The following is a 23,569-nucleotide window of genomic DNA, read 5'->3' as shown; positions in this document are numbered from 1 at the left end:
ATTTTGTTTTTTATAATTTAATAACCAACTATTTACGCCTCGGCGATAATTACGTGTTTTTTCTTTCTATTCTGGCTGACATACAAGAGTGTGATAAGGATACCTCCAAAGGACATCGCTGCCCCCACCAAAGCTGGTGATGTAAAAGGGTATCCTTTATCGATAGGAACACCGCCTAAAAAGGCACCTAAAGCATTTGCTATGTTAAAACAAGCAGGACCAAGCGAGGCAACAAGCATCTCCGCATCGCTTTCTATAGCGTTTAACAGCAGCAACGTAAGCGATGGCACCAGTGCGAAGGTGATTACCCCCGTCAGGAAAGTCATAACTAGTGAAGCCCAAGCACTTCCAGCACTGTAGTAGATTGCCAACATAACCGCTATTTGGAGAACCAATACGGAAAGGACAATGATAACCGGCGAATACATATCAGTAAGCTTCCCACCAATCAGGTTGCCGACAAACATACCTAGACCGGCCAAAACCATGATATAAGGCAGTTGCTGCGTATCAAAACCCGTCACCTGCGTCATCAAAGGAGCGATGTAACTAATCCACGCAAAGAGCGCCGCTGGAGCTACCGAGAAAATTAACACCATAAACCAAATGTTACGATTACGGAAAATGGCGAAATCTTTCCATGGGCTTCCTTTCCTTTTTGTGGCTTCACCTTCAGGCATCCAAAATTTTAAAGCCAAGACGGTTAAGACTCCGATAATGGCAATCAACACAAAGGTATAGCGCCACGAAAAATGATGGCCGATATAGGTACCTAGAGGAACACCCAGCAGGTTCGCTACCGTCAATCCGGAGAAAACCAAGGACACAGCTTGTGCTTCTTTTCCTTTAACGGCGAGGCGACTAGCCACAACCGATGCAACACCAAAAAAGGCCCCATGTGGTAACCCTGATATAAACCGTGAAGCCAGCAGAAAACCAAAATCGGGCGCTATAATAGACAAACCATTGAACAGGGTAAACAGAATCATCAGTAGCACCAACGTACGCTTCGGTGAAAATCGACTCATCGCCACCACCAACAATGGTGCTCCTACGACAACCCCCAAAGCATAAGCGGCAATCAGATAGCCACCCTGCGGAATAGATATACTTAAATCTCTGGCTACATCAGGAAGCATTCCCATCATGGCAAATTCAGTGACTCCGATTCCGAGTCCTCCCAAAGCAAGAGATAATAAACTCTTTTTCATTTCTATATATGAATTATTTGTTCTGCAAATTTCCGTCATTAAAAAACATCACACAAATAATTTAAATTACACACATCTATCATAAAAATAATAGATTGAAAATACTTTTTCAACGTATTGGTTAAACCATAGCATCTTAATAGGTTAAAGACTAGAAATTAAGCATTAACATTTCTTTTAAAGCGATTCATCTAAAGCTTATAAGGTATAATCATTCTTTTTTAGACGGACTGAATAAAGTAAAGCCTGATTGTTTCATAAAATGAATAATGACAAGTACAACAAAGTAAATTGACCATTAGAACAAAGTAAACCAAAGACTTACCAGCTAACTTTGTCTTAAACATTTATATAAATAAAATGAAATCAAACAATTATAATGGAGTTTTACAAAATCCAATCAACTCGGGTTTTAACGCGCAGTCGACTGCCGCTGATGTCATTCAAGGAATTGACTTATCAGGAAAGATTGCCATAGTTACAGGTGGAAATACGGGAATTGGTTTAGAGACAACCAAAAAATTGGTGGCTGCAGGAGCTACAGTTATTGTAGCAGCTAGAGATGTCGAGAAAGCACGACTAAACCTCCAAGGCATCTCACAGGTTGAAATTGAGCAACTTGATTTAATGGATTCGGCTACTATTGATTGTTTCGCCGATAGATTTTTAGCTGGAGGGAGACCTTTGCATCTTTTGATTAATAACGCTGGTATTATGTGGGTACCATTACGCAGGAATACACAAGGCATAGAATCACAATTGGCAACCAACTACCTCGCTTTATTTCAACTAACGTCAAAATTATGGCCTGCATTAAAAAAGGCAAATGGTGCTCGCGTCGTTAATGTATCCTCCCAAGGTCACCAATTTGGCACTTTTGATTTTGATGACCCCAACTTTATCAATCGTCCGTACGAAACTTTAGTTGCCTATGGACAATCGAAAACTGCCGTTAATCTATTTTCTATGGAACTTGACCGTCGTGCTCAAGCACATAAAGTCAATGCCTACTCCCTACATCCGGGAAGTATTGGCGGTACCGAACTCGCAAGAGAAGCTACTATAGAACAATTCCAGAAATTAGGCATTTATGATGCTGCCGGCAAACTGAAACCTGAAATTGCGAGTCACCTAAAAACGATTGAACAAGGAGCAGCAACGACAGTTTGGTGTGCTACAAGTCCATTGCTCGAAAATAGAGGTGGCGTATATTGTGAAGATACAGAGGTGGCTACGTTAACACATTCAACAGCCATAGCTGCGGGCGTTAAAGCCTATTCTTTGGATGAAGAGGCTGCCACACGCTTATGTAAATGGAGCGAAGCGACACTCGGCTTTTTATTCCAAATCGATTAAGTGAAAAATCAAACCAGTGAAAAGCAAGGATTGTCTTATCTTTAATTATAAAACAGAAATAGCAGCGCAATGGAGCATATCTCAAAATATCTGACTCAAGAAATTAAGCTTTCTAGCTATGAAGACAAATTCTTTAAGTCGGATATAGTATTCGAGGATCATATGCTCGTTTGGTTTATCGCGGGAGAAACAAAAATTGTACAAGCGGATAAAACATACCTTTTCAAAAAAGGAGATACTTTTTTAATTCCTCGGAATCTTTTAGCCACAATCATCAATTTTCCTAAAGAAGGGCTACCGCACACCTCCGTGGTGATGCATCTATCGGTTGAAAGATTAAAGCGATTTTATGGTAAACATAATATTTTGCACACCTTACCGCCAGATCAGCATATTTATCATTTCAGTAACCATCCTTTGCTCGACAGTTGTTTAAACTCGTTAATTCCCTATTTCGAATTAGGAGACCCTATGTCAGCATCTATTGCCGATTTGAAAATTACGGAGGCAATTACAATACTGCGTGAAATAAATCCAGAAGTTGATCGGGTATTAGCAAATTTTGATGTACCAGGGAAGGTTGACCTGGTAACTTTTATGGAAAAAAATTTCATGTTTAATTTGCCACTAGAAAAAATAAGTTACTTAACGGGACGTAGTCTATCCACATTTATAAGGGATTTTAAAGCTCATTTTAAGGTGACGCCCCAGAAATGGATGATTAATAAGAGACTGGAGCTGGCATACTACCTCCTTCACGAAAAGAATAAAAAGCCAAAAGATATCTATTTAGAAGTAGGCTTTGAAGATTTATCACACTTTTCCTACGCTTTTAAAAAGAAATACGGTTTTGCCCCCACGCAGGCACAATAAAACAATAATATAAAGGCTTTTCTTAAAAAAAAACAGAAAAACACACCTACTACCGACGAGTAGCAGGTGTATTTTCCAAAAACTTCATTTTGAATATACAGCTTAGATGGTTGGTAGCGTACCACCATCGATGACAAACTCGGTTCCCGTTAGGTAGCCTGCACGTGGAGATACAAGAAAGCCAACCAATTCGGCCACTTCTTCTGGTTGTGCAGGTCTTCCATAAGGGATTCCGCCTAGAGCGTCCATCACACTTTGCGTAGCCGCTTCTATAGAAATACTCGAACTGTCAGCGATACGCTCCATCATTCGGATAGAAGCATCCGTCATAATCCAACCTGGTGAAACAGTCAAAACACGTACACCTCTTCCCGACACCTCTTTCGATAAGCCTTTGCTATAATTTATAAGTCCAGCTTTCGCTGCCGCATATGGAAGTGTAGAATCATGCAAAGGCAGTCTTCCTTGAATGGATGCAATATGAATGATAACGCCTGCTTTTTTGTCAAGCATAGCTGGCAAAAAAACTCTATCTAAACGTACCGGTGCTAACAAATTCGTCTGTATCGTTTCTTCCCAGTCGGCATCCGTCAATGCCGCAAATCCACCACCCGGTGTTTCGGAACCGCCTAAATTGTTGACTAAAATATCAATAGCACCAAATTTAGCCAGCACTTCCTTTGCAACCTTAGCCGAACCTTCCGTTTTACTTAGGTCTGCTGCAATAAAATACATACCTGAATCTATGCTTTCTGGCTGATTTCTAGCCGTAATAATAACCTGAGCACCAGCGGCAACCAAACGTTTAGCAATCGCTTTTCCGGCACCTTTAGTCCCCCCTGTTACTAATGCTATCTTACCTGTTAACTCGTTTTGATAATCTAAATATGTTTCCATTTCTTTCTATTTTGATACAAATTTCCGGTATAAGACGAAGTCAAACAAGTACGGAAAAACGAATTGCATAGGGATAAATTATTCCCTATTGCAGATTATAAAACATAGGGTTACATTTGATATATGTATGAACGAAAAATAATACCGAGCTTAAACTGTGGTTTAGACCTTATCGGAGAAGTTTTATACGGTAAATGGAAAATGCGCTTACTGTGGTTTATCCATGAAGGAAACCTACGCCCTAGCGAACTGCAACGTAAAATACCAGATGCATCACGCAGGGTCTTAAATATCCAATTAAATGAATTGGAAGAGCATGAGTTGATTATCAAGAAAATATATCCGGTTTTACCACCAAAAGTAGAATATAATTTAACCGATTTCGGAAAATCATTAATTCCCATAATTCATACCCTAGGAGCATGGGGAGATACAAATCAGGAACACCTACGCGACGTCATTAATAAGCGATTCAACGAAACAAACTCAGCAGAAGAGTAACGAATAAGCAGTTTACGCCCCCCTAATATTCCCCCACACATATAACCACATAGGATGATGTCCTGATGGCTAAAAAAGACAGCTAATCAATTGCGCCAATACGCTTATTTCACGATAAGACGCATCCCTACTATTTGCTACCCTATGCAAATAGATAAACACCAGCTCTATCAACTCCTCCTGTCAACGAAAGTTACACAAATCTAACTCATTTCTCCCTTAACATTACAAGCAAAAAAATAGAAGCGATTATACCCTCAATAGTCCTATGGTCACATTTTTCAGCCAAAAGCCTAACAAACTATTATACTCTTTTTTTTAAAATTAGCCTACTCTAACAAAAATATTAGATTTATATTTGTTAGATTAAACTAACTTATTACTTTTGTTGAACTAATTATTAAAAAAAAGAAGCAGATAATGAAGAAAACAAGTATGATACTAGGGTGCATTATGAGTGCAATCCTACTGGTACAAGCGTGCCAGAAACTCGAGCCTAGTGAGCCCCAAGAGGAAGATTTACTAGACGGCCCTATGGATGATTTAAGCCATGCCGAAACACAGCGTTTCTTAGACGGAGACAAAACATTCAATGATGAGGTTTTTACAATAGAGAAAGGATTAGGTCCTCTTTTCGTGGCCAACAGTTGCGTAAGTTGCCATGCCGGTGATGGAAAAGGGCATCCTTTCAGCACGCTGATTCGTTTTGGACAAACGGATGAAACAGGCAATAAATTCCTGCATTTAGGTGGCCCACAGTTGCAAAATAGAGCCATACCAGGCTATACGCCAGAAACTATTCCTGCAGGGGCCACCTTTTCGAAGCTCACGCCGCCTGCGGTAACCGGTTTAGGTCTCTTAGAATATGTTCCCGACCACCTCCTACTAGCGATGGCAGACCCCGACGACCGCGATGGCGACGGTATCCGTGGTCGCGTTAACTGGATCAATATCCCTAGCTATGTAAATCCACGTGCTGGAGGCATCAGCCAAAATGGTAAATACATAGGTCGATTTGGAAAGAAAGCGAGCGTATACGACCTTTTACAACAAACGGTCGATGCTTTATCCGAAGATATTGGGATTACTTCTATTTATAACCCTATTGACGTATATAGCAAAGAAGAAATTGATCCAGAAATTGAGACCGTAAAGGTCAACAATTTGGCCTTCTACCTAAAAACATTGAAAGCACCGATACCACGCCATCAAGACAATCCAGAAGTTATAAAAGGAAAAGCCTTGTTTACACAAATCAACTGTGCCGCCTGTCACCGTCCGACATTGAAAACAGGCGATGCACCCATCGCTGCCTTAGCCAACCAAGAGTTTCATCCTTATACGGATTTACTGCTTCATGACATGGGGCCTGCACTCGATGATGGCTATACCGAAGGAAGTGCTAAAACCGCTGAATGGCGCACACCACCGCTCTGGGGCTTAGGTCTTTCTCGTAAATCGCAAGGCGGAAAATACTATTTAATGCATGATGGGCGTGCGCAAAGTATTGAGCAGGCTATAGCGATGCATGGTGGCGAAGGTAGCCGCGCACGTGATGCCTACAATAAACAAAGCGACAGCGACAAAACGGCCCTGTTAAAATTTCTCGAATCCTTATAAAAACAGCGCTATGCTACGTAAAGATTTCATCAAAAGCTGTGGCTTCGCCTGTATGGGCGGTACCTTATCGGCTATTTTACTAGAGGGCTGCGCCTCCCACAAGAGTATAGCTGGGCAGCTTCACGACGAATATATTGAGCTTCCTCTTGCAGAGTTTGAAGTAGGCAACGGGAGACAGAAACAACATAAAAAGTACCTCATTGTGAACAATAGTGCCCTCCAATACCCGATAGCTGTTTTTCGCCTTTCGGCGGATGACTACAGTGCGCTGTGGATGAGCTGCACTCATCAAGGTGCAGAGCTGCAAATTTTTGGCGACAAGCTAGAATGCCCTGCACATGGCAGTACGTTCGACAATCGCGGTCATGTTGAAAATGGGCCTGCAGCGCAACATCTGCGCAGTTTCCCGCTGTCCATAGCAAATAACATCCTTAAAATATCACTTAAAAAATGACGATACGAAAAACACTTCTACTTTCTATACTTGCAAGTTGCTGTTCCGTGGTAGCTTTTGCGCAAGCAGACTCTACGCTCTTCCGCAGGCTACCTACGGACAGCCTAAAGCATACCTTAAATATGGATGCTATTTACAACCGACCATTCTTGACGGCCAATAAGCTGCCCATCGCCATCGGTGGATATATGGAGGCCAATTGGCAGCATGTGGGCGAAGCTGGTGTCAGCGAGGGCCATCAATTTCAGTTTCGTAGAATGACCATTTTTGTAGCCTCTACAATTTCTAAGCGCATCAAGTTTATGTCAGAAATAGAATTTGAGCCTGCCGAAAAGGAACTTGCTATTGAGTTTGCGGCCTTAGATTTCGAATTCAATCCTTTGTTCAACCTACGTGGAGGAATGATTGTCAATCCAATCGGTGCCTTCAACCAAAACCACGATGGACCGAAATGGGAATTTACTGACCGACCGATTGCCATGACGCAACTATTGCCCGCCACTTGGAGCAATGCTGGATTTGGTGTTTATGGTAAAAAATATACCGGACAGTGGATGTTTGGTTATGAAGCCTATCTCTCTAGTGGTTTTAATAGTTCAATCATCAACAACAGCAAAGGAAAAACCTACCTCCCTGCGGCAAAAGAAAATACGGAACGCTTTGAGGAAAGCACGAGCGGAGAACCCTTATATACGGGAAAAATAGCCATACGACATGCTAAAGTAGGTGAAATTGGGCTTTCCTACATGGGTGGTGCGTACAACAAGTATCAAGATGACGGCTCCGACATTGATGAGCGCCGTAGACTCGACGTATTCGCCGTAGACTTTAACACACACATTCCGAATTGGGACACCTTCATCATCGGTGAATTTGCATGGGTGAAGGTACAAGTTCCGGAAACATATACGCAGCAATATGGAAGTAGACAAAGAGGCGGCTTCATTGATGTCGTTCAGCCTATTGTCCGTGGTCGCCTGTTGGGCTGGGATAAAGCAACCCTAAATGTAGCCTGTAGAGTCGAGTACGTAGACTGGAATGCAGATAGATTTAAGGAAACAGGTGAAAAAATTGGTGACGACCTATGGAGCATCGTCCCTGCACTAAGCTTTCGGCCCAATGGATCAACGGTATTGCGACTGAACTACCGTTACCAAGAACAACGCGATTTTTTAAGTAATCCAGCGAAACGACTCGGCGGATTTAACTTCGGTATTTCTACCTACTTCTAATCAGTTATTAATATCCCTTATATACTTGGAAAATGCTCAAAAAGCAGTCCCACTTTCCATCTTCCCTTCACAATAGTAAAGCCCGATATCCAATCGGGCTTTTACCTTTAATTTCAACTATTTTTTAATTGTTTTTTTTAAGAAACAGTAATTAATATTCCCTTCCAAACAAAATCATACTATCAGTAAAGTTAAGATATCAAATGTTCAAAGATAAACTCAACTTTTTTCGTAAGCGTTGCAAACAAATAGAATAAACAAAGGTATTATTCTTTAAAATTAACCTTGTTGGATAAATACGTTTCTCTATAAACTTTTATTCAATAGATGTAAACAAATATTATTAATACACATAGCTTATGATACAGCTTTGTAATACCCTTTTAACGGTTAGCTTTCTACTGATTGCCATCCTCCATTTCTATTGGTCATTGGGAGGCAAATGGTTAAAGCATAAAACAATTCCGACCAAAGAGCCAGGCATCCCTTTGTTTCAAGCGGGATTCTTGCCCTGCATTTTTGTGAGCTTCGCCTTTATAGCTTTTATCATCATCGTACACGCCGATTATTTCTCCATGGCAATTCATACACAACGGCTGTTACTCGGATTGATACTCATCGCCTTTCTCTTACGTATTATCGGAGATTTCAGCTACGTAGGCCTATCCAAACGTGTTAAGCATAGTGTATTTGCTTATATGGACAATCATTATTATATCCCCATTTGCATCTTTATAAGCCTATTGCTGATGTTTAAACTGCTAACACTACCACTTGCCTAAAAGAAGAAAACCTGACCAAATTCTTTGTTAAGAATTCGATCAGGATTTCAGGATACTACTTCTTTTAAAACTAAATTTATTTGACTTCTTTAAGGGTAATTTTTCCAGTATGCGCTTTATCCACTAAAAGGACTAGCGTAGGTACGAACGTTGCACTTTGCTTAATTCCAACCTCTTTACGATAAGAAAGGACTAAATTTCCGGAAGCCTCTTTCTCTAGACTTACAGGTTGCAATTTGGTGGACTTATCTGTTTTTTCGCCAACAATACCGATGACAAATTTCTTGTCAAAATTAATAGCTGTTGGTTTTCCATTTTTCCCCATGGTAGTTGCAGGACCGAACACTTCGTCAAAACCTTTTTTCGTTTCTATTTTAGGATTTGCCAAAGGCCCCTTCACGGTATTTTTAACAAAATAACCTGTAGCCTCTTCATATGCTACTTTCGATTCCGTAGCTTTCACCTTCGGTTGTTCTTTTTGTACTTTCGCCGATTGCGCAGGTTTAACCTGTGCTGTACCTTTTTGTACTTTAGCAGGCTGAGCAAAAGTTAACGCTTTTGCGGAGCTTTCTCCATAATTAGCAAACAATGTAAGTCCTGTTAACATTGCTCCAACCCATTTTGCTGTAGTTTTCATACCTTCAATTTTTTAGCGAAACGTAGCTTGTTATTTTTATACGTTCTTGAGAGATATGTTCAAAACAAATGCCAACAGACTCCTGGGTGCCAGAAAGTTAATGTGAAAAAAAGTTAAATTTTAAAAGACTAAAATCTAAGGCTTAGAAAGGTCGAAAAGCAACGAATTAGCGCTCCATATTTTTCAACTCACGGTTTAAACTACGCAACGAAATACCCAGATAATCAGCCATATCACTTTTACTAATCGCTATTTCCTGCTGAGCTTGCAGATCCAACAGCTTGTTTAGGCTATGTTGTACCGTATATAGTTGCTGATAAGAAGCGCGACGTGACGTATTTACAATACGCTCAGCCAACACGTTTAAAAGCAACTCATTAAGGTAAAAATCCTTTTTCAGCAAATCCTGAAAATAAGAAATTGAAAAAGCATATACCGTAACCTCCGTAATGGCCTCAATATTACATAAACTATTGATTTTCCGCAGGTATTCTACTTCACCCACAATCTCTCCCATACCCAAAAACTCTAAAATAAAGGCTTTATCGTTGCTCTCCGTAAAATAACATTTACAGATGCCTTCCGCAAGCACCATTAGCTTAGTAGCGTGCTCATCTTGCGCAAATAAACGCTGCCCTTTACTGTATTTTTTAACGATAATATCCTCTTTACGCGCTTGCTGCGCATAAAGCTCTTTCGTATAGGATAAAAATGACTGATTGGTTCTTAGCATAATGACTGGGACAAATGTCCTTTTTTGGAGACGTTTTGCTGTCGACATTTGTAGCCGACTGTACACAAAAGTACAAAACACGCGCTAGATGAAAAATAATATAACAACCATAGCCTTTGATGCAGACGACACCCTTTGGGTAAACGAGTCTTATTTTCAAGAAGCAGAAAAGGAGTTTTGTGACCTACTCGCAGACTTTCAACCGCAGCATACGGTATCAGAAGAGCTCTTTAAAACAGAGATGAAAAACTTAGCGCTTTATGGCTATGGCGTTAAAGGTTTTATGCTATGCATGATTGAAACTGCTTCACGTATTTCCAAAGGTACTGCTCCGCTTAGCTTAATGGATCGTATTATCGCTATTGGCCATGAGCTGCTACGAAAGCCTATTGAGCTCCTTCCTGGTGTTGCAGAAACGTTAAAGCGACTACAGCCCCACTACAAATTGATTGTCGCCACCAAAGGAGACCTTCTTGACCAAGAGCGTAAGCTTGAAAAATCAGGATTAGCAAGCTATTTTCATCATATCGAAATAATGAGCGACAAAAAGGAAAGTGACTATCTAAAGTTATTGAAGCATTTGGACTGTAAAGCCGAGAACTTCTTGATGCTGGGGAATTCCATCAAATCAGATATTATACCTGTCTTGGAAATTGGAGGCTATGGTGCACATATTCCCTATCATGTGACCTGGACGCACGAACAGCATGCACAAACCTTAACGCATAAGCAATTCATGGAATTATCATCCATCGACCATATTTTACAAAAATTGATTTAAGCATGAAAACAAAAATAAATATAGAGCAATGGGAAAGAAAAGCATTATACAACTTCTTTTCTCAATTTGAAGAGCCATTCTTCGGTCTCACAGTACGTGTAGACTGTACAAAAGCATATATACATGCCAAGCAAGAAGGTAAATCTTTCTTTTTATCTTACTTGCATAAAGCACTTAAGGCAGCAAATAGTATCGAGAATTTCCGTTATAGCATTATAGACAAAGAAGTATACCTACATGAAGAGGTGCACGCCTCGCCAACCATCAACCGCCCGAACGGGACTTTTGGTTTTTCTTACGTAGATTATAATGCTGATGAACAGCTTTTCTTTCAAGCAGCAAAAGCAGAGATTGCTCGTGTACAAAGTACGACAGATTTGCTCCCTGCTAAGTCTGGTCAGAATGTTATCCACTTCTCCGCTATACCATGGGTAGATTTCACCGGTTTATCGCATGCACGTAGCTTCTCCTTCCCGGATAGCTGCCCAAAAATTTCCTTCGGCAAGATAATCGATAAAGACGGTATTAAGACGATGGCTGTTTCTATTCATGGCCATCATGGCCTAATGGATGGCTCCCATGTTGGACTATTTGTTGACCGCTTTCAAGCGGAATTAGATAAAGACTAACTGTAACGAAACAAGGCTCGTTGTGTTGAACAACCAGCCTTGTTTTGTTAAATGTTTAATTAGCAAAACTATTTTAGAGTAAAATAGTTTAATTACCTAATTCTAATTGATTTTTTATAAGATTATAGTATTCACCCTTCAAATTATTTGCCATGTGTTCTGTACTTAGTACAGCAAAGCCCCCCATTAAGCTTCCGCTTTGATCATCGTGCAAATTGGACATATCTCCAACTAACGAGTTGGAAATACTGCTAAGACTTGTTTTTTTTTGCATAATTTAAAATTTAAAAAAATGGATAATTAATTGCCTACTGGCTTTATTTAATCACAGAATCTTGTTATGCGCACTTACAAAACTTGTGGTCAAATCATACTAATCAATTCTACTTTTATCACTGAATTTAGTGTCTTTGTTTATGGACTTAACTTTTTTATTTCCAAAAGAATAACTAGCTGATATCACAAAGCGTCTGACATCAATATAGTTCCTATAGGTTTGTTCATAGTTTTGGTAGACACCTTTACCACGGCTGTAGTCTTGTTTGAATATATCAGCTACAAAGGCTGTAAGGTTTAAGCTTCTGTTGAGGAAAGCAGCACGTCCTCCAAAGGTGAAGTTTGCATTGGATAAATTCTCAATATTTCCACTTTTGTTGCCAAAAAAATGTGTGTAGTTGGCCAATAAGCTTAGCGTTTGTTTTTTATTTAAAAGGAAGGTGTTGTTAGAATTAAAGTAGGTATTGAATCCTTTTAACCCCACGGCTTCTTCAATTTTAGTTGTCGAAGCCATGTAGCTTAGGCTGATGCTAGAAGAAGTATTCCAAAATTTAAAGAAACGATTAGCATAATAAAGGTAACCACCTAGTGATTTTTGGTCGATATAGTTTTCTTGTTTATTCACTTGATAGCCATCCTCAAAAGTAGCTAAATAAGCATTGCCATTTTTCCATTGGCGTGCCGTTAGGAAGATATTGAACTTATTGTTAAAGCTGTAGCCAAGGTCTAGATTGTCGGTATAGGAGGGTGCTAATTCCGGATTTCCAACAAAGTAGGTATACGGATTTGCATAGCTACGGAATGGGTTTAACTGACCAAATGATGGTCTATTAATACGTCTCGAATAGTTCAACGAGTAGGTGTTTTTCGGATTTGGCTTATACGATATATATACCGTTGGAAACAGGTTTCCATAGTTGTTTTTATTGGTTTCATGAAGCGTTGGTGAGTAGCCTTTTAAAAAGGTATACTCGTAGCGTAAACCTACTTTTGCCGACCATAGTTTTGCGATGTTTCTGCTTGCACTTAAGTAGAGCGCAATATTATCTTCGTTATATTGGAAATCATTACTTTTCTCGAGAGCTAGGATATAGCCATCATCAACAACGTTGAAATACTGTAGACCCGAATTATTGCTAAAGCGCGTATATTTTGTCCCTGTTTCCAAAAATCCCCATTGGTAGGGCAACGAGAAGTCGAGCTGGCCAGTATAAATATGATAATTTAAGGCATTGTCGGTATTTATCACATAGTTATTTCCGTTTGTGCGGTTGTTTGTTTCGAAATCCGTTATACTCTTCGGGTTGGTTGTTAGGTAGTTTCCCAAAATGCTTAGCTTCTTGCCTGTAGAATCCAACTTTAAGTCGTAGTAAGCACTAGCGATGAAAGTTGGTGTCTTAGCCTTTTCGGTAGCATCTGTATGCATCATGCTGTCTAACTTATTTGAAAGAAGGTAATCAAGCTCTGTGTTTTTCTTTCTGTCGGCATCAGCATAAACATAATCAAGTACGAGACCTATGTTAGCGCGTTTGTTTAAGGCATGGTCTATCGTTAAAGAACCGCCCCATGTTTGGCTGTGGGCGTTTGTACCATAGCTCGTAAGGAGGCTTTCCGTAGCGAGAAGATTGCTATAGCCACTAGAAAATGATCGGCTATCGTTCTGTCTAAGACTAGTGGTGATACTTGTTTTCTCACCTTGATAATTAAGGGTGAGATTATTTCCAAATCCATTGTTAGACCTTCTGGTATAATTAGAGCCTGCGGCACCGCTCCATCCGAGGTTGGTGTTTTTCTTGGTTACAATGTTAATTAGTCCGCCATTTCCTTGTGCGTCATATTTGGCAGGTGGGGTCGTGATGACTTCGATTTTTGCGATGTTGTCCGAGCGGAGTGTCTTAAGATAGTTTATCAATGCTGAACCGGAGAGGTTGACCAAACGATCGTTTATCATGACAGCGGCTCCGTTTCTGCCAACAATAGAAATATTGGACTCGCCCACCTGAACCATCGGTGCATAGGTTAGAGCCTCCGTAAGATCCATCCCTTGTGCAGCAATAGATTTTTCCACATTAAATACGATACGGTCTATTTTTTGTTCCAATACATTCCCTTGGTGTCGCACAACAACACTATCCAACATTACTGTTTTATTGGTTGTGATAACGCCTAAATCTGTCTGCGACAGTACGGTTATTTGGTCTTCCTTAAGTAGGCTTCCCATAAAGAAAATTTGTACTTTATAGCTTAGTGCTGGCAGATGGATTAGGAAATTTCCATTTTTGGCCGTCTGTGTTGTGAAAGGCTTTGCTGTGCTCGTTGCTGAAAAAACTATTTGAGCCAACTCGATAGGTACTTGGTGCTCATCTACTAGCTTTCCTTGAATTTTGTAGGTCTGGGCCTGTATGAAATTAAAACTCAGCATACAGAGGATTAATAAACAAAACCGAACAAAATATTCTTTCATTTTACTCATCTAAACACTAATTAAGTATAAATTGGCAATTTTTATCTTTTAAATAAAAATACATCTACCCAAAAGATATTTTTTACGGAAATCCGTAAAAAGAAAAAAACAAACAAAAAAAAGTTTTCAAACAAAAAAAAGTTTCTTTTTTTTTACAATAAAAAACTAATAATCAATAAAATAACTTTAATTAAAAAACAATAAATAATATTCTGAAAAACTTTTGTTTGATAAATTTTAATTAAAAAAACATCATCACTCTAGTTAATGTAGAAAGTGAACCTTTAATTATAAGAATTCATAACCTTAGTTGTGATAAAGGTAACAAGCAGATTAGCTAATAGATGTCCAATAAAGCTTTAATAAGCATACAATAAGACTTTATTTAATAAGGAAAATAAGATTTCGAATAAATACATTTCAGTCAATGACAATTGACACACTGTAATAATCATTAATGATCTTTGTACTTCTTTCTTTATAAACATAGAAAGGCAGATTTGTAAAAATCTGCCTTTCCAAATATTAGCGATAATTAACCCAAGATAGCTTTCGCTTCTAGGTATTCTTCTAGTCCAAACTCACCGTACTCACGACCAATACCCGATTGTTTAAATCCACCGAAAGGTGTTTTAGAATCGTGTGCCAATCCGTTTATACATACACGACCAGCATCGATATGAGAAGCAAATGCTTCTGCCTTAGCGCGATCTTCAGAAAATACGTAAGCCGCCAAACCGTAGTCTGTATCATTTGCAATAGCTAAAGCTTCTTCTTCATCTTTGTAAGGGATAATAGCCAATACAGGTCCGAAGATTTCCTCCTGCGCTATACGCATCTTATTATCTACGTTGGTAAACACCGTAGCTTTCGTAAAGTTACCTGCTTCTAATCCTTCAGGTTTGCCTGGCCCACCAGTCAACAAAGTAGCTCCTTCAGCAATACCGATCTCGATATAACTTTGTACGCGCTCAAATTGTTTCTGACTCACAATAGGCCCAACAGCCGTATCAGCATCCGAAGGAATACCTACTTTCATATGCTCAACAACGGCTTTCACTAGTGCATTAACCTGATCCAATTTACGCTCTGGAACGATCAAACGTGTACCCGCCGCACAGGCTTGACCACTGTTTAGGTAAGCCGCCATTACCGCTGTAGGAATAGCTTTCTCCAAGTCGGCATCCTCCAAAATTACATTCGGTGATTTCCCCCCCAATTCTAAGGTCACACGTTTCAAACTATCTACTGCACCTTTAGCAATGATTTTGCCGACACCTGTAGATCCTGTAAACGCTATTTTCTGAATGTCACGATTGCGTGTAAGCTCCGCGCCTACTACATCGCCCATACCATTTACAAAGTTGATGATCCCTGCGGGAATACCTGCTTCATGGATACATTCCGCCATAATTTGCGTCTGCTGTGCACTCAATTCACTAGGTTTGATGACCACCGTACATCCAGCAGCAATCGCGGTTGCAATTTTAGTACATATAAAACCATTACTCATGTTCCAAGGAATGATAATTCCCACAACTCCTACCGGCTGAAGCTGTACTTTTGCTTTCCCTGTAGTACGCTGAAAAGAAAAATCTTTCAACACATCAATCATCGCATCAAAATCATCCAGCGCGAAGTGTGTTATCATCGAACAAAATTGATAAGTACCACCATATTCTTCAACCATTACATCAACAAGATCTTTCTCTCTACGCTCGATAGCTGCACGCAACTTCTCTAAATAGGAAATACGTGTCTCACGGCTACTTTTTGAAAACGATTTGAATGCTGCTTTAGCTGCTGCAATCGCATTTTGGGTATCTTTCTCATTGGCTAAGGCTACCTCTGCAATTTGCTCATTGGTAACAGGACTTAACAAAGCAAGTTTCTCTTGTCCTTCAGGACGGATGAACTCACCATTAACATAAATTTTATCTATTACTTTCATCTTATTCTGTTTTTGTTTATACAAAGTTGAGCAATATCGGATTGCCTTTATTTGCTAAAAAGCTCAATTATCACTTACTGAAAAGCTCAATTTTTTAAAGCACAAAAAAATCCATCCTAAGACAGGATGGATTATAAAACAATAGATATCAATAAAATACTAGCGATTCTCTATCCACTCAACGAAGAGTTTTCGCTCCGCAAACAACCACCTATCGGCCTGCTTCGTGAAGACATCTTCATAACGAATAGCAGCGACCATAAAATTCTGAATGTTATTTGCTTTCGTCAAGTGATGTGCCATACAATAGGTAATACCCGTAGCCGTATTACTACCTTCACCCGTCAACGTAATCGTGCTTTGCCCATTAAAATGCATGGTAGCATCGTACGTATTTAAGTTGTCAAAGATAGGAAACAAGTCTTCCCTGTTGCTCACGACCTGCGTTGGTTCGGCGGCCTTTGGATCGTAGTACACTTCAAAGTTAGTATCTACGGTAAAAAGAGCCATCTGTCCCTGCGCATTACGTGTATCTGCACAATAGGCATAAGCATTTACTAAATCGATAATCGCCTGGCGATCGCGGTTTGCTTGAATTTCTAATTCTAGATTCATGGCATTTATTTTTGTTGCGTTAAACTTTGTGTTGGCGTCATGCCATACTTATCCTTAAAAGCGGTATAGAAATGTGATAAATTCTCAAAACCAAGGTCTAAGTAAATATCAGCAGACTTTCTATTTTTCTGATGAATTAAATAGTAAGCCTCTTCGAGTCTTTTATTTTTAAGCCATTTGGCGGGTGTAGTCCTAAATTGAGCCTTAAAATCACGCTTGAAAGCCGCAAGACTACGTCCTGTAAGCTTCGCAAAGTTTTCTATTGAGGCGTTGTACTGATAGTTTTTCTCCATAAAAGCCTCCAAATTAATCTTGTAAGGCTCAACGAAGTCAAACAAGAAACTTTCTAACGAAGGGTCATTATTTAAAATCAAAGCTATAGCTTCCGCTATTTTACTAAAGGTCATGTGCTCCGACCCTTTCCCTGGATGATTAAGGTAAGGAAACAAAGACTGGAAATAGCTTTCTAAAAAAGCATCCGACGCTAAGACAATATTGGAATCTCCTTCATATTTTTTTGCAATATCTATCTGCTGCTGAGCAGCATACTTTTGAAGGTCTTCCGCTTTTAAAATAACGGAAAAAGCCTTGTACTCTCCATCGTTAGCGGGCGTTTTAAAACTTTTAGCGAACTGATTTTTTCGAGCCAACATTAGTTGTCCTTTCTTCAAAATCAAAGTACCGTTCTGATGGAAAATATGTGTTTCCCCCGAAGCTTGGAAAGCTAAAACATGCTCAGGAACAAACTGTTCATATCCCCACATCTCTGCGGAGCTACAGGAGTACACAAATGAGTCTGACGTATCCGGTTGAATTTCTTTCATGCTTATTTACTATTTAATAATTCTTGTCTGTAAGCTTCATTACGAGCAGCAGTATTGCTATCGACAAGCATCAAAAAGACTACTACGAGAAGCGTGACAAGTGCTGCGGCACGCCATACTGGAGCATGTGCAATTAATAATGCCGCCGCCGCGAGGACTGCCAAGGCAGGTAATACTTTAAAAACTAAGACAAAATCTTGGTTAGACTTTGTTGTACGTGCAATTTCTTTGGTGATGAATGCCGCTCTATCGGTGCGCTGCTCCTGCTCAAACTGTGCTATTCGAGGTTTATTGGCTGCATACAGACCGATGCCGATAACAATAAATAAAACACCCGCAATGGCAAGCGGAATAACAAAAGCCTTAGCCATGGCGGTTTTACCCCATACACTAAAGCCTACAGCACTGATTAAGGTGATTAAACTAAACAACCAGACGATCTTGGCAGAGAATAGTTCGGCGCGTGCCCATTCGGTACTCAATTTTAATAGATCCATGTGATATCAATTTATAGTACAAATTTCTTAAACTTAAAACAGATAACAGTTGCTGAAAGGCTCAAATACACTTGCTGTAAAGCTCACCTCACAAAGACCTACCAAAGTGCAACTAAATTTACAAAATGCTATTCTCCTATATTTAACTCAAAAACAATTGCCGAAAGGCTAAAGGAGTAGAATTGGTCATTTTCTTAAAAAACTTACTGAACGACTGCGGGTGCTCAAAGCCCAGTTCATACGCAATTTCACTCACCGACAAATTGGTCGTCGTGAGAATAATTTTGGCTTTATCGGTCAGCTTCTGCTGTATATATTGCTGCGTACTTTGCCCTGTAAGCAAGTGCAAGACACTGCGCAGATAGCTTGGCGACAAATGGAGCTTATTGGCAAGCTCCTGCACAGTAGGCAGCCCGTTGCTCATCAACAGAGGGTCATTAAGATAAGTATGAAGTAGCTTCTCTAAACGTTCAAGGAGCTCATGGTTCGCTTTGTCGCGCGTAAGAAACTGGCGTTGATAGAAACGATTGGAATAACCAAACATCGTTTCCAACTGGGATAGGATAATATCCTTACTAAATTTATCCGTAGGGTTATTATATTCGTGTTCTATATTTTGAATTAACTGCTCCATTTGTTGTTCTTCTTTTTCGGAAAGAAACAATGCTTCGTGAAGTGCATAATCAAAGAACTCATACGATTTAATAGTATTTGCGATTGGCTTTCCCCAAAGAAAATCGGGGTGTACGATTAACATCCATCCTTCAGGATCTCTAACCTCTCCCTCCTCAATTTCAATACGTAATAATTGTTGCGGCGCCATGAAGAAAAGCAAACCTTCATCAAAATCATAGTCTTGCTGACCATATCGGTATTTATGGTTCATATTTCGTTTTAACGAAATACAATAGAAATCAAAGTACCAGCTCTCTCCTCCTGCCTTAGGTTTATTTTTCATATCCGCAAAGCGGATTACTGAAATGAGCGGATGCTTAGGCTTAGGCAAGCCTCGCAATGTATGAAATTCGGAAATGGTCTTTATAGCTCTTGGTTCCATAGCAAGTCTATCTAGCGGAAAAATAAATAGCTAAGACGCTCTTCATAGAGGCCTTAGCTTATTCTGATTATAAATATACAGTTTTAAACGGATGGAAAGTAAACCGTTCCTTCTAAGTCTTCCAACAAAGTGGGATGCGTAGGCTGCCAGCTCAACGCTAGCTGCGTCTCGGCACTCGAAGCCTTGATATTAAACTTGGCAAAATGTGTAAACCAGGTGAAATGCTGCTCAACTTCGGCGGTAGGAATAGCAACCAGCGGTAGGTCTAACTTTTCGGCGACAACGGCAGCTATCTTACCTAAAGGAACACCCGACTCGGCCACCGCATGATAGCGGGTTCCAGGTGTAGCTATCGTTTCTAGCGCATGTACATATAGTTTAGCAATATCAAGACGATGTGCCGCAGGCCATAGATTGCTGCCATCACCCCAATAAGCAGAGACTGCCTTTTCTTTAGCCAAACGGATTAAAGAAGGTAGAAAACCATGTACATCGCCTTGATCATGAATCACTGGTGAAAGACGGACAACAGACACATGAACATCCTGACGGGCTACTAAATCTGCAGCTTCCTCTGTTGCTACACGAGGATTGATGCTATTACCTGCACGATCACTTTCAATGACCACACCTTCTTTAGCGATAATGCCAATGGCAGAAGTAATAATAAAAGACTTGGTTGTACCTTTTAGTTTCTCGCCTATACTTTCAATGACCTCAGCATCCAACATACACATGTCCTTAAAACGTGTAAAATCATGGATAAAGCCCAAATGGATAACGGCATCGGTAGCCGCTATTGCGGGTGCTAACGCTTCGGGCTGTGTTAAATCGCCCATAAAAGGTACCACCCCCGCCGCAACCAACTGCTGGGCAGCTTCCACCGAACGTGCCAATCCTACAACCTGATGGCCTGCGGCTAATAATTCCTGAACAACGGCACGACCAACAAAACCGCTGGCGCCAGTTACAAATACTTTCATAGCTATACGTTTTTTTACAAAACAAAGGTTCAAAAAATCACAAAAATGCGTGTAGCCAAAACGACTCATTATGTAGCCAAATCGTAACGTAAGTAGGTAATTTTAAAAGCGGCTATCAATCCTATATGTAGCGCAGTCTTTCTCTTGATGGTCAATTGGGTAATATTTCTGTTATGAAGGCTTTTTTAAGGTAAAAACTCATTTTTTCAAATGCTAATACGATTTAAGCAATGGTTATTTTCATTACTTTTAGCGCGATCTAAATCATACTAACAATCAACTTAAAAATAATGATAAAAAGAACCTTACCCTTTTTGTTGCTCATAGGGCTATGCAGTACAGCTTGTGCACAAAAGAAATCTAATCTAGATCCAAATGCTAAAGAGCAAAAATTACCAGCTCCACCAGAAACTTGGCAAGAGCATTGGTTTGAACACAAACAACTCGTTAAAAGAGTATACTACAATGATGAGGTAGCGATGTACTACGATGATGATATGCCTAGAGATATTACTTGGCCTATTCGTAAAGCGAATGACGCCTGGAAGTATGTAAAGAAAACATATGGTAGCTATGGTGCCGACCCTCGCTTATTCGTCATTCTACACACCGGAAAATACGGCGGTGGCCACCCGGCATCTTATTTCGATGATAATCATGACAACCGCAATATGGTGGACTTAGGTAGTACCTCGTGGCGCGATAGCACGGGATGGAATCTTGACGCCTACATTCACGAAATAGGCCATATCGTTGAGGGCGCTTCTCATGGTGTCAAAGGGTCGCCAGCCTTTGGTATTTGGCGTGATAGCAAGTGGATGGAAATTTTCAACTATGATGTTTATGTCAACCTGGGCTGGACTAAAGAAGCGGAAAGTGTTTATAAAAGCTGCATGGCTACCAAAGATGACTTCCCGCGTGCAAACACCTACTGGTTTAAAGACTGGTTCTACCCTATTTACCAAAAATACGGACAACGTGCCGCCTTACAGCGTTTCTTCGAATTGTTGGCTGCGAACTTTCCAAAGCGTGACATCGCTTTAGGCAAAGAGTACACACGCGGCATGAACTATGGGGAATTTATCCACTTTTGGAGTGGTGCTGCAAAAGCAGATTTAAAAGAGCTAGCCTTAACAGCCTTTGGCGAAAAAGATGATAAAGGGAATAATTGGTTACCACAGCTGGAAGCCGCAAAAATTGCATTCCCTGCTATCAAATACTAGTTTATCACCACATAAAAAATAACGATTGCGTTTTCCTTGGGCAAACAAAGTCACAAAGAAAACGCAATCTCTTTAACAAGAAGGCCTCCTTAGCGGATTTTAATTGGGCTAAATTTTTCCGTGTACCACACAGAAAAACAAGCGTAAAACAACACTATTATCCATATATTTTTATAATTTTAACCTAGCTACCGAATCAAAAGCACGCTATGGTAAAAGTATTAATTCCGTTATTTTTTTTATTCTTCAACTCCCTAACTTACGCACAGCGTAAGCATGTTCAATTTGATACGCCTTACGGTACATTCAAAGTGCTATTGTACGACTTCACACCTAAACATCGTGATCTTTTTGTAGAAAGCATTCAAGATGAAGTCTATAAAGACGCCTTATTCAATCGCGTCATTAAAGATTTCGTAGTGCAGGGTGGTGAGCATGATATTGCTATTGAAAAACGTGAGAAAGAAAATCCTACAGGAGGAAAACCACGCTTAGCGCCAGAATTTGATAGCCGTGCATTCCACAAGTTGGGCGCCTTGGGTGCCGGCCGCGACGACAATCCAGAGAAAGCCTCTTTTTTAAATCAAATATACTTCGTCGTTGGCAAGGCCGTAACCGAGAAAGACCTTGACGACTTGACACAAAAGAAGCATATACAATTTACGGCTGAGCAACGAGCGAGCTACCTCCGTGATGGTGGCCTTCCACGTCTAGACCAAGACTACACCGTCTTTGGCGAAGTTTACGAAGGCTTTGATGTGCTTCTCAACATCAGCAAGGTGGCTACAGACAAAGCTAATTACCCTATTCAAGCGATTCCTTTTCATGTTAACGTATTCGACCATGCGCAATAGTCTGCTAACGCTTTTATTTTTCATTTCCATGATTACGTATAGTCAAGGTCAGCAATTCAACAGCACCGCTTTAGACCAGCAATTAGCCTCCCTTCTTTCCGAAAAAGAACCCGGTTTGTCGGTTATGGTATCCCAAAATGGTAGTCCCTTATATATCTACAACCGAGGGTTGGCCCAAGTGGAAATAGAAAAAGTAATAAACACAGGTAGCCGTTTCCGTATGGCATCCGTTAGTAAACAAGTGACAGCCCTAGCCATTTATCAGCTTATCGAAAAACGCCGACTAGCGCTAAGTGACAACTTGGGAAAATGGTTTAGAAACCTACCTGCCGCAATACAAGATATACAAGTCGGTCAACTGCTGAACCACAGTTCAGGCATCTACGACTATGAAGATCTGATACCTAAAGATCGACAAATACAGGTGATGGATGGCGATATTATCGATTTGCTACAAAACAAAAACAGCTTGTACTTCCAGCCAGGCACAGCATTTCGCTATAGCAATACCGGCTATTGCCTGCTATCCCTTATTGTAGAAAAAGTATCCGGATTACCTTTCGACATTTATGTGCAGCAATCCCTATTTGATCCGCTACGCCTTAAGTTCGCCGCCATTTATCGCCCCAATGCCGTCATCTTTGACCGCGTATATGGCTATCATCCCGAACAAGGAGCCTTCCACTTCGCGGACCAAAGCATCACCAGTGGCACACAGGGAGATGGCGGAGTTTATTTTTCCAGCCAAGACTTTCATTTATGGACCTTCAACTTGCTGACAGATTATTTCAAACGACCCCGATATGAAGAGCTTCAAGAGGAGAATGAAAAAGTAGTAAAAGACAATGTAAGTTATAGCTTAGGATTTTTCAAGTTCACGGATAAGGAAGGACACAGCTACCTTTTCCATTCCGGAGAATCAACAGGCTTCAACAATATCATCAGCATTGACCTTCATAATAAGATTATTATTAGTGTCTTCACCAACCGTGATGATGACCTTGCAAGCAAAGCTTTTGAACGCATTCAATCCGCTTTGTATGGAGAACCTTTTTATAAGTCCTTCCAAAAGCCTTTATTCCCATGGTTAGCAGGAATCTATGCACAAGGAGATTAATA

24 protein-coding genes are annotated in these 23,569 nt (G+C 40.2%); 12 read left to right on the top strand and 12 right to left on the bottom strand.

The features are described 5' to 3' along the window. Nucleotides 1-32: 32 nt before the first annotated feature. A complete protein-coding gene (locus WH223_RS15105; RefSeq protein ID WP_340048588.1) occupies nt 33-1,211 on the bottom strand; it encodes an MFS transporter in 1,179 nt (392 codons plus the stop codon). Nucleotides 1,212-1,571: 360 nt separating this feature from the next. Here WH223_RS15105 and WH223_RS15100 point away from each other — a divergent pair, with 360 nt between their 5' ends. After that, nucleotides 1,572-2,567 carry an SDR family NAD(P)-dependent oxidoreductase gene (locus WH223_RS15100; RefSeq protein ID WP_340048587.1) on the top strand — a complete coding sequence of 332 codons (996 nt, stop codon included), beginning with the start codon at nt 1,572-1,574 and terminating at the stop codon, nt 2,565-2,567. A 69-nt stretch (nt 2,568-2,636) separates the two neighbouring features. Beyond that, a complete protein-coding gene (locus WH223_RS15095) occupies nt 2,637-3,440 on the top strand; it encodes a helix-turn-helix domain-containing protein (protein ID WP_340048586.1) in 804 nt (267 codons plus the stop codon). Nucleotides 3,441-3,542: 102 nt separating this feature from the next. Here the strand turns inward: WH223_RS15095 and WH223_RS15090 are convergent, their stop codons facing one another. Next, nucleotides 3,543-4,337 (bottom strand): SDR family oxidoreductase, encoded by a 795-nt coding sequence (locus tag WH223_RS15090; protein ID WP_340048585.1) that lies wholly within the window; start codon nt 4,335-4,337, stop codon nt 3,543-3,545. 123 nt (nt 4,338-4,460) lie between these two features. Here WH223_RS15090 and WH223_RS15085 point away from each other — a divergent pair, with 123 nt between their 5' ends. From WH223_RS15085 to WH223_RS15065, 5 genes are all read left to right on the top strand, one after another. Further along, nucleotides 4,461-4,838: a winged helix-turn-helix transcriptional regulator gene (locus WH223_RS15085; protein ID WP_340048584.1), complete on the top strand. Its 378-nt coding sequence runs from the start codon at nt 4,461-4,463 to the stop codon at nt 4,836-4,838. A gap of 453 nt (nt 4,839-5,291) precedes the next feature. Beyond that, the gene (locus tag WH223_RS15080) at nt 5,292-6,458 is read left to right on the top strand and encodes a di-heme oxidoredictase family protein (protein ID WP_340048583.1); all 1,167 of its coding nucleotides are present in this window, start codon (nt 5,292-5,294) and stop codon (nt 6,456-6,458) included. A 10-nt stretch (nt 6,459-6,468) separates the two neighbouring features. Continuing rightward, entirely contained in the window at nt 6,469-6,912 is a 444-nt protein-coding gene (locus WH223_RS15075; protein ID WP_340048582.1) for a Rieske (2Fe-2S) protein, read from the top strand. Then, a complete protein-coding gene (locus tag WH223_RS15070) occupies nt 6,909-8,144 on the top strand; it encodes a hypothetical protein (RefSeq protein ID WP_340048581.1) in 1,236 nt (411 codons plus the stop codon). The genes WH223_RS15075 and WH223_RS15070 overlap by 4 nt, the downstream gene beginning before the upstream one ends. A gap of 359 nt (nt 8,145-8,503) precedes the next feature. Further along, nucleotides 8,504-8,926, top strand: coding sequence for a DUF3995 domain-containing protein (locus WH223_RS15065; RefSeq protein WP_340048580.1), 423 nt, complete (start codon nt 8,504-8,506; stop codon nt 8,924-8,926). Between the two features lie 76 nt (nt 8,927-9,002). Here WH223_RS15065 and WH223_RS15060 read toward each other — a convergent pair whose 3' ends face one another. Next, complete coding sequence (locus WH223_RS15060) at nt 9,003-9,563, bottom strand: hypothetical protein (RefSeq protein ID WP_340048579.1); 561 nt, start codon at nt 9,561-9,563, stop codon at nt 9,003-9,005. Nucleotides 9,564-9,729: 166 nt separating this feature from the next. Further along, the gene (locus WH223_RS15055) at nt 9,730-10,296 is read right to left on the bottom strand and encodes a Crp/Fnr family transcriptional regulator (protein WP_340048578.1); all 567 of its coding nucleotides are present in this window, start codon (nt 10,294-10,296) and stop codon (nt 9,730-9,732) included. Nucleotides 10,297-10,384: 88 nt separating this feature from the next. Between WH223_RS15055 and WH223_RS15050 the strand changes: the two genes are divergently transcribed. Both WH223_RS15050 and WH223_RS15045 read left to right on the top strand, forming a co-directional pair. Next, the gene (locus WH223_RS15050) at nt 10,385-11,077 is read left to right on the top strand and encodes an HAD family hydrolase (RefSeq protein ID WP_340048577.1); all 693 of its coding nucleotides are present in this window, start codon (nt 10,385-10,387) and stop codon (nt 11,075-11,077) included. Between the two features lie 2 nt (nt 11,078-11,079). Next, the gene (locus WH223_RS15045; RefSeq protein WP_340048576.1) at nt 11,080-11,706 is read left to right on the top strand and encodes a chloramphenicol acetyltransferase; all 627 of its coding nucleotides are present in this window, start codon (nt 11,080-11,082) and stop codon (nt 11,704-11,706) included. Nucleotides 11,707-11,794: 88 nt separating this feature from the next. Here the strand turns inward: WH223_RS15045 and WH223_RS15040 are convergent, their stop codons facing one another. The 8 genes from WH223_RS15040 to WH223_RS15005 all read right to left on the bottom strand — a co-directional run bounded on the left by WH223_RS15040 (nt 11,795) and on the right by WH223_RS15005 (nt 20,373). After that, entirely contained in the window at nt 11,795-11,980 is a 186-nt protein-coding gene (locus WH223_RS15040) for a hypothetical protein (protein ID WP_340048575.1), read from the bottom strand. A gap of 99 nt (nt 11,981-12,079) precedes the next feature. Further along, entirely contained in the window at nt 12,080-14,404 is a 2,325-nt protein-coding gene (locus tag WH223_RS15035) for a TonB-dependent receptor domain-containing protein (RefSeq protein ID WP_340048574.1), read from the bottom strand. Between the two features lie 577 nt (nt 14,405-14,981). Further along, entirely contained in the window at nt 14,982-16,397 is a 1,416-nt protein-coding gene (locus tag WH223_RS15030; protein WP_340048573.1) for an aldehyde dehydrogenase family protein, read from the bottom strand. 159 nt (nt 16,398-16,556) lie between these two features. Beyond that, nucleotides 16,557-17,012 (bottom strand): nuclear transport factor 2 family protein, encoded by a 456-nt coding sequence (locus tag WH223_RS15025; RefSeq protein ID WP_340048572.1) that lies wholly within the window; start codon nt 17,010-17,012, stop codon nt 16,557-16,559. 5 nt (nt 17,013-17,017) lie between these two features. Next, on the bottom strand, nt 17,018-17,836 hold the full coding sequence (locus WH223_RS15020) for a helix-turn-helix domain-containing protein (RefSeq protein WP_340048571.1): 819 nt from the start codon (nt 17,834-17,836) through the stop codon (nt 17,018-17,020). Nucleotides 17,837-17,838: 2 nt separating this feature from the next. Further along, nucleotides 17,839-18,333 carry a hypothetical protein gene (locus tag WH223_RS15015; RefSeq protein ID WP_340048570.1) on the bottom strand — a complete coding sequence of 165 codons (495 nt, stop codon included), beginning with the start codon at nt 18,331-18,333 and terminating at the stop codon, nt 17,839-17,841. Between the two features lie 142 nt (nt 18,334-18,475). Then, nucleotides 18,476-19,390, bottom strand: a complete 915-nt coding sequence (locus WH223_RS15010) for a helix-turn-helix domain-containing protein (RefSeq protein WP_340048569.1) — start codon at nt 19,388-19,390, stop codon at nt 18,476-18,478. 83 nt (nt 19,391-19,473) lie between these two features. Next, nucleotides 19,474-20,373 (bottom strand): SDR family oxidoreductase, encoded by a 900-nt coding sequence (locus WH223_RS15005; RefSeq protein WP_340048567.1) that lies wholly within the window; start codon nt 20,371-20,373, stop codon nt 19,474-19,476. Nucleotides 20,374-20,663: 290 nt separating this feature from the next. Here WH223_RS15005 and WH223_RS15000 point away from each other — a divergent pair, with 290 nt between their 5' ends. The 3 genes from WH223_RS15000 to WH223_RS14990 all read left to right on the top strand — a co-directional run bounded on the left by WH223_RS15000 (nt 20,664) and on the right by WH223_RS14990 (nt 23,567). Then, entirely contained in the window at nt 20,664-21,596 is a 933-nt protein-coding gene (locus tag WH223_RS15000) for a hypothetical protein (protein WP_340048566.1), read from the top strand. Nucleotides 21,597-21,805: 209 nt separating this feature from the next. Next, entirely contained in the window at nt 21,806-22,450 is a 645-nt protein-coding gene (locus WH223_RS14995) for a peptidylprolyl isomerase (protein ID WP_340048565.1), read from the top strand. A gap of 28 nt (nt 22,451-22,478) precedes the next feature. Then, nucleotides 22,479-23,567 carry a serine hydrolase domain-containing protein gene (locus tag WH223_RS14990; protein ID WP_340048564.1) on the top strand — a complete coding sequence of 363 codons (1,089 nt, stop codon included), beginning with the start codon at nt 22,479-22,481 and terminating at the stop codon, nt 23,565-23,567. Nucleotides 23,568-23,569: the final 2 nt, after the last annotated feature.

This window comes from Sphingobacterium sp. MYb382 (assembly GCF_037572665.1).
Lineage (GTDB): Bacteria > Bacteroidota > Bacteroidia > Sphingobacteriales > Sphingobacteriaceae > Sphingobacterium.
This window is presented reverse-complemented; position numbering and strand designations above follow the sequence as displayed.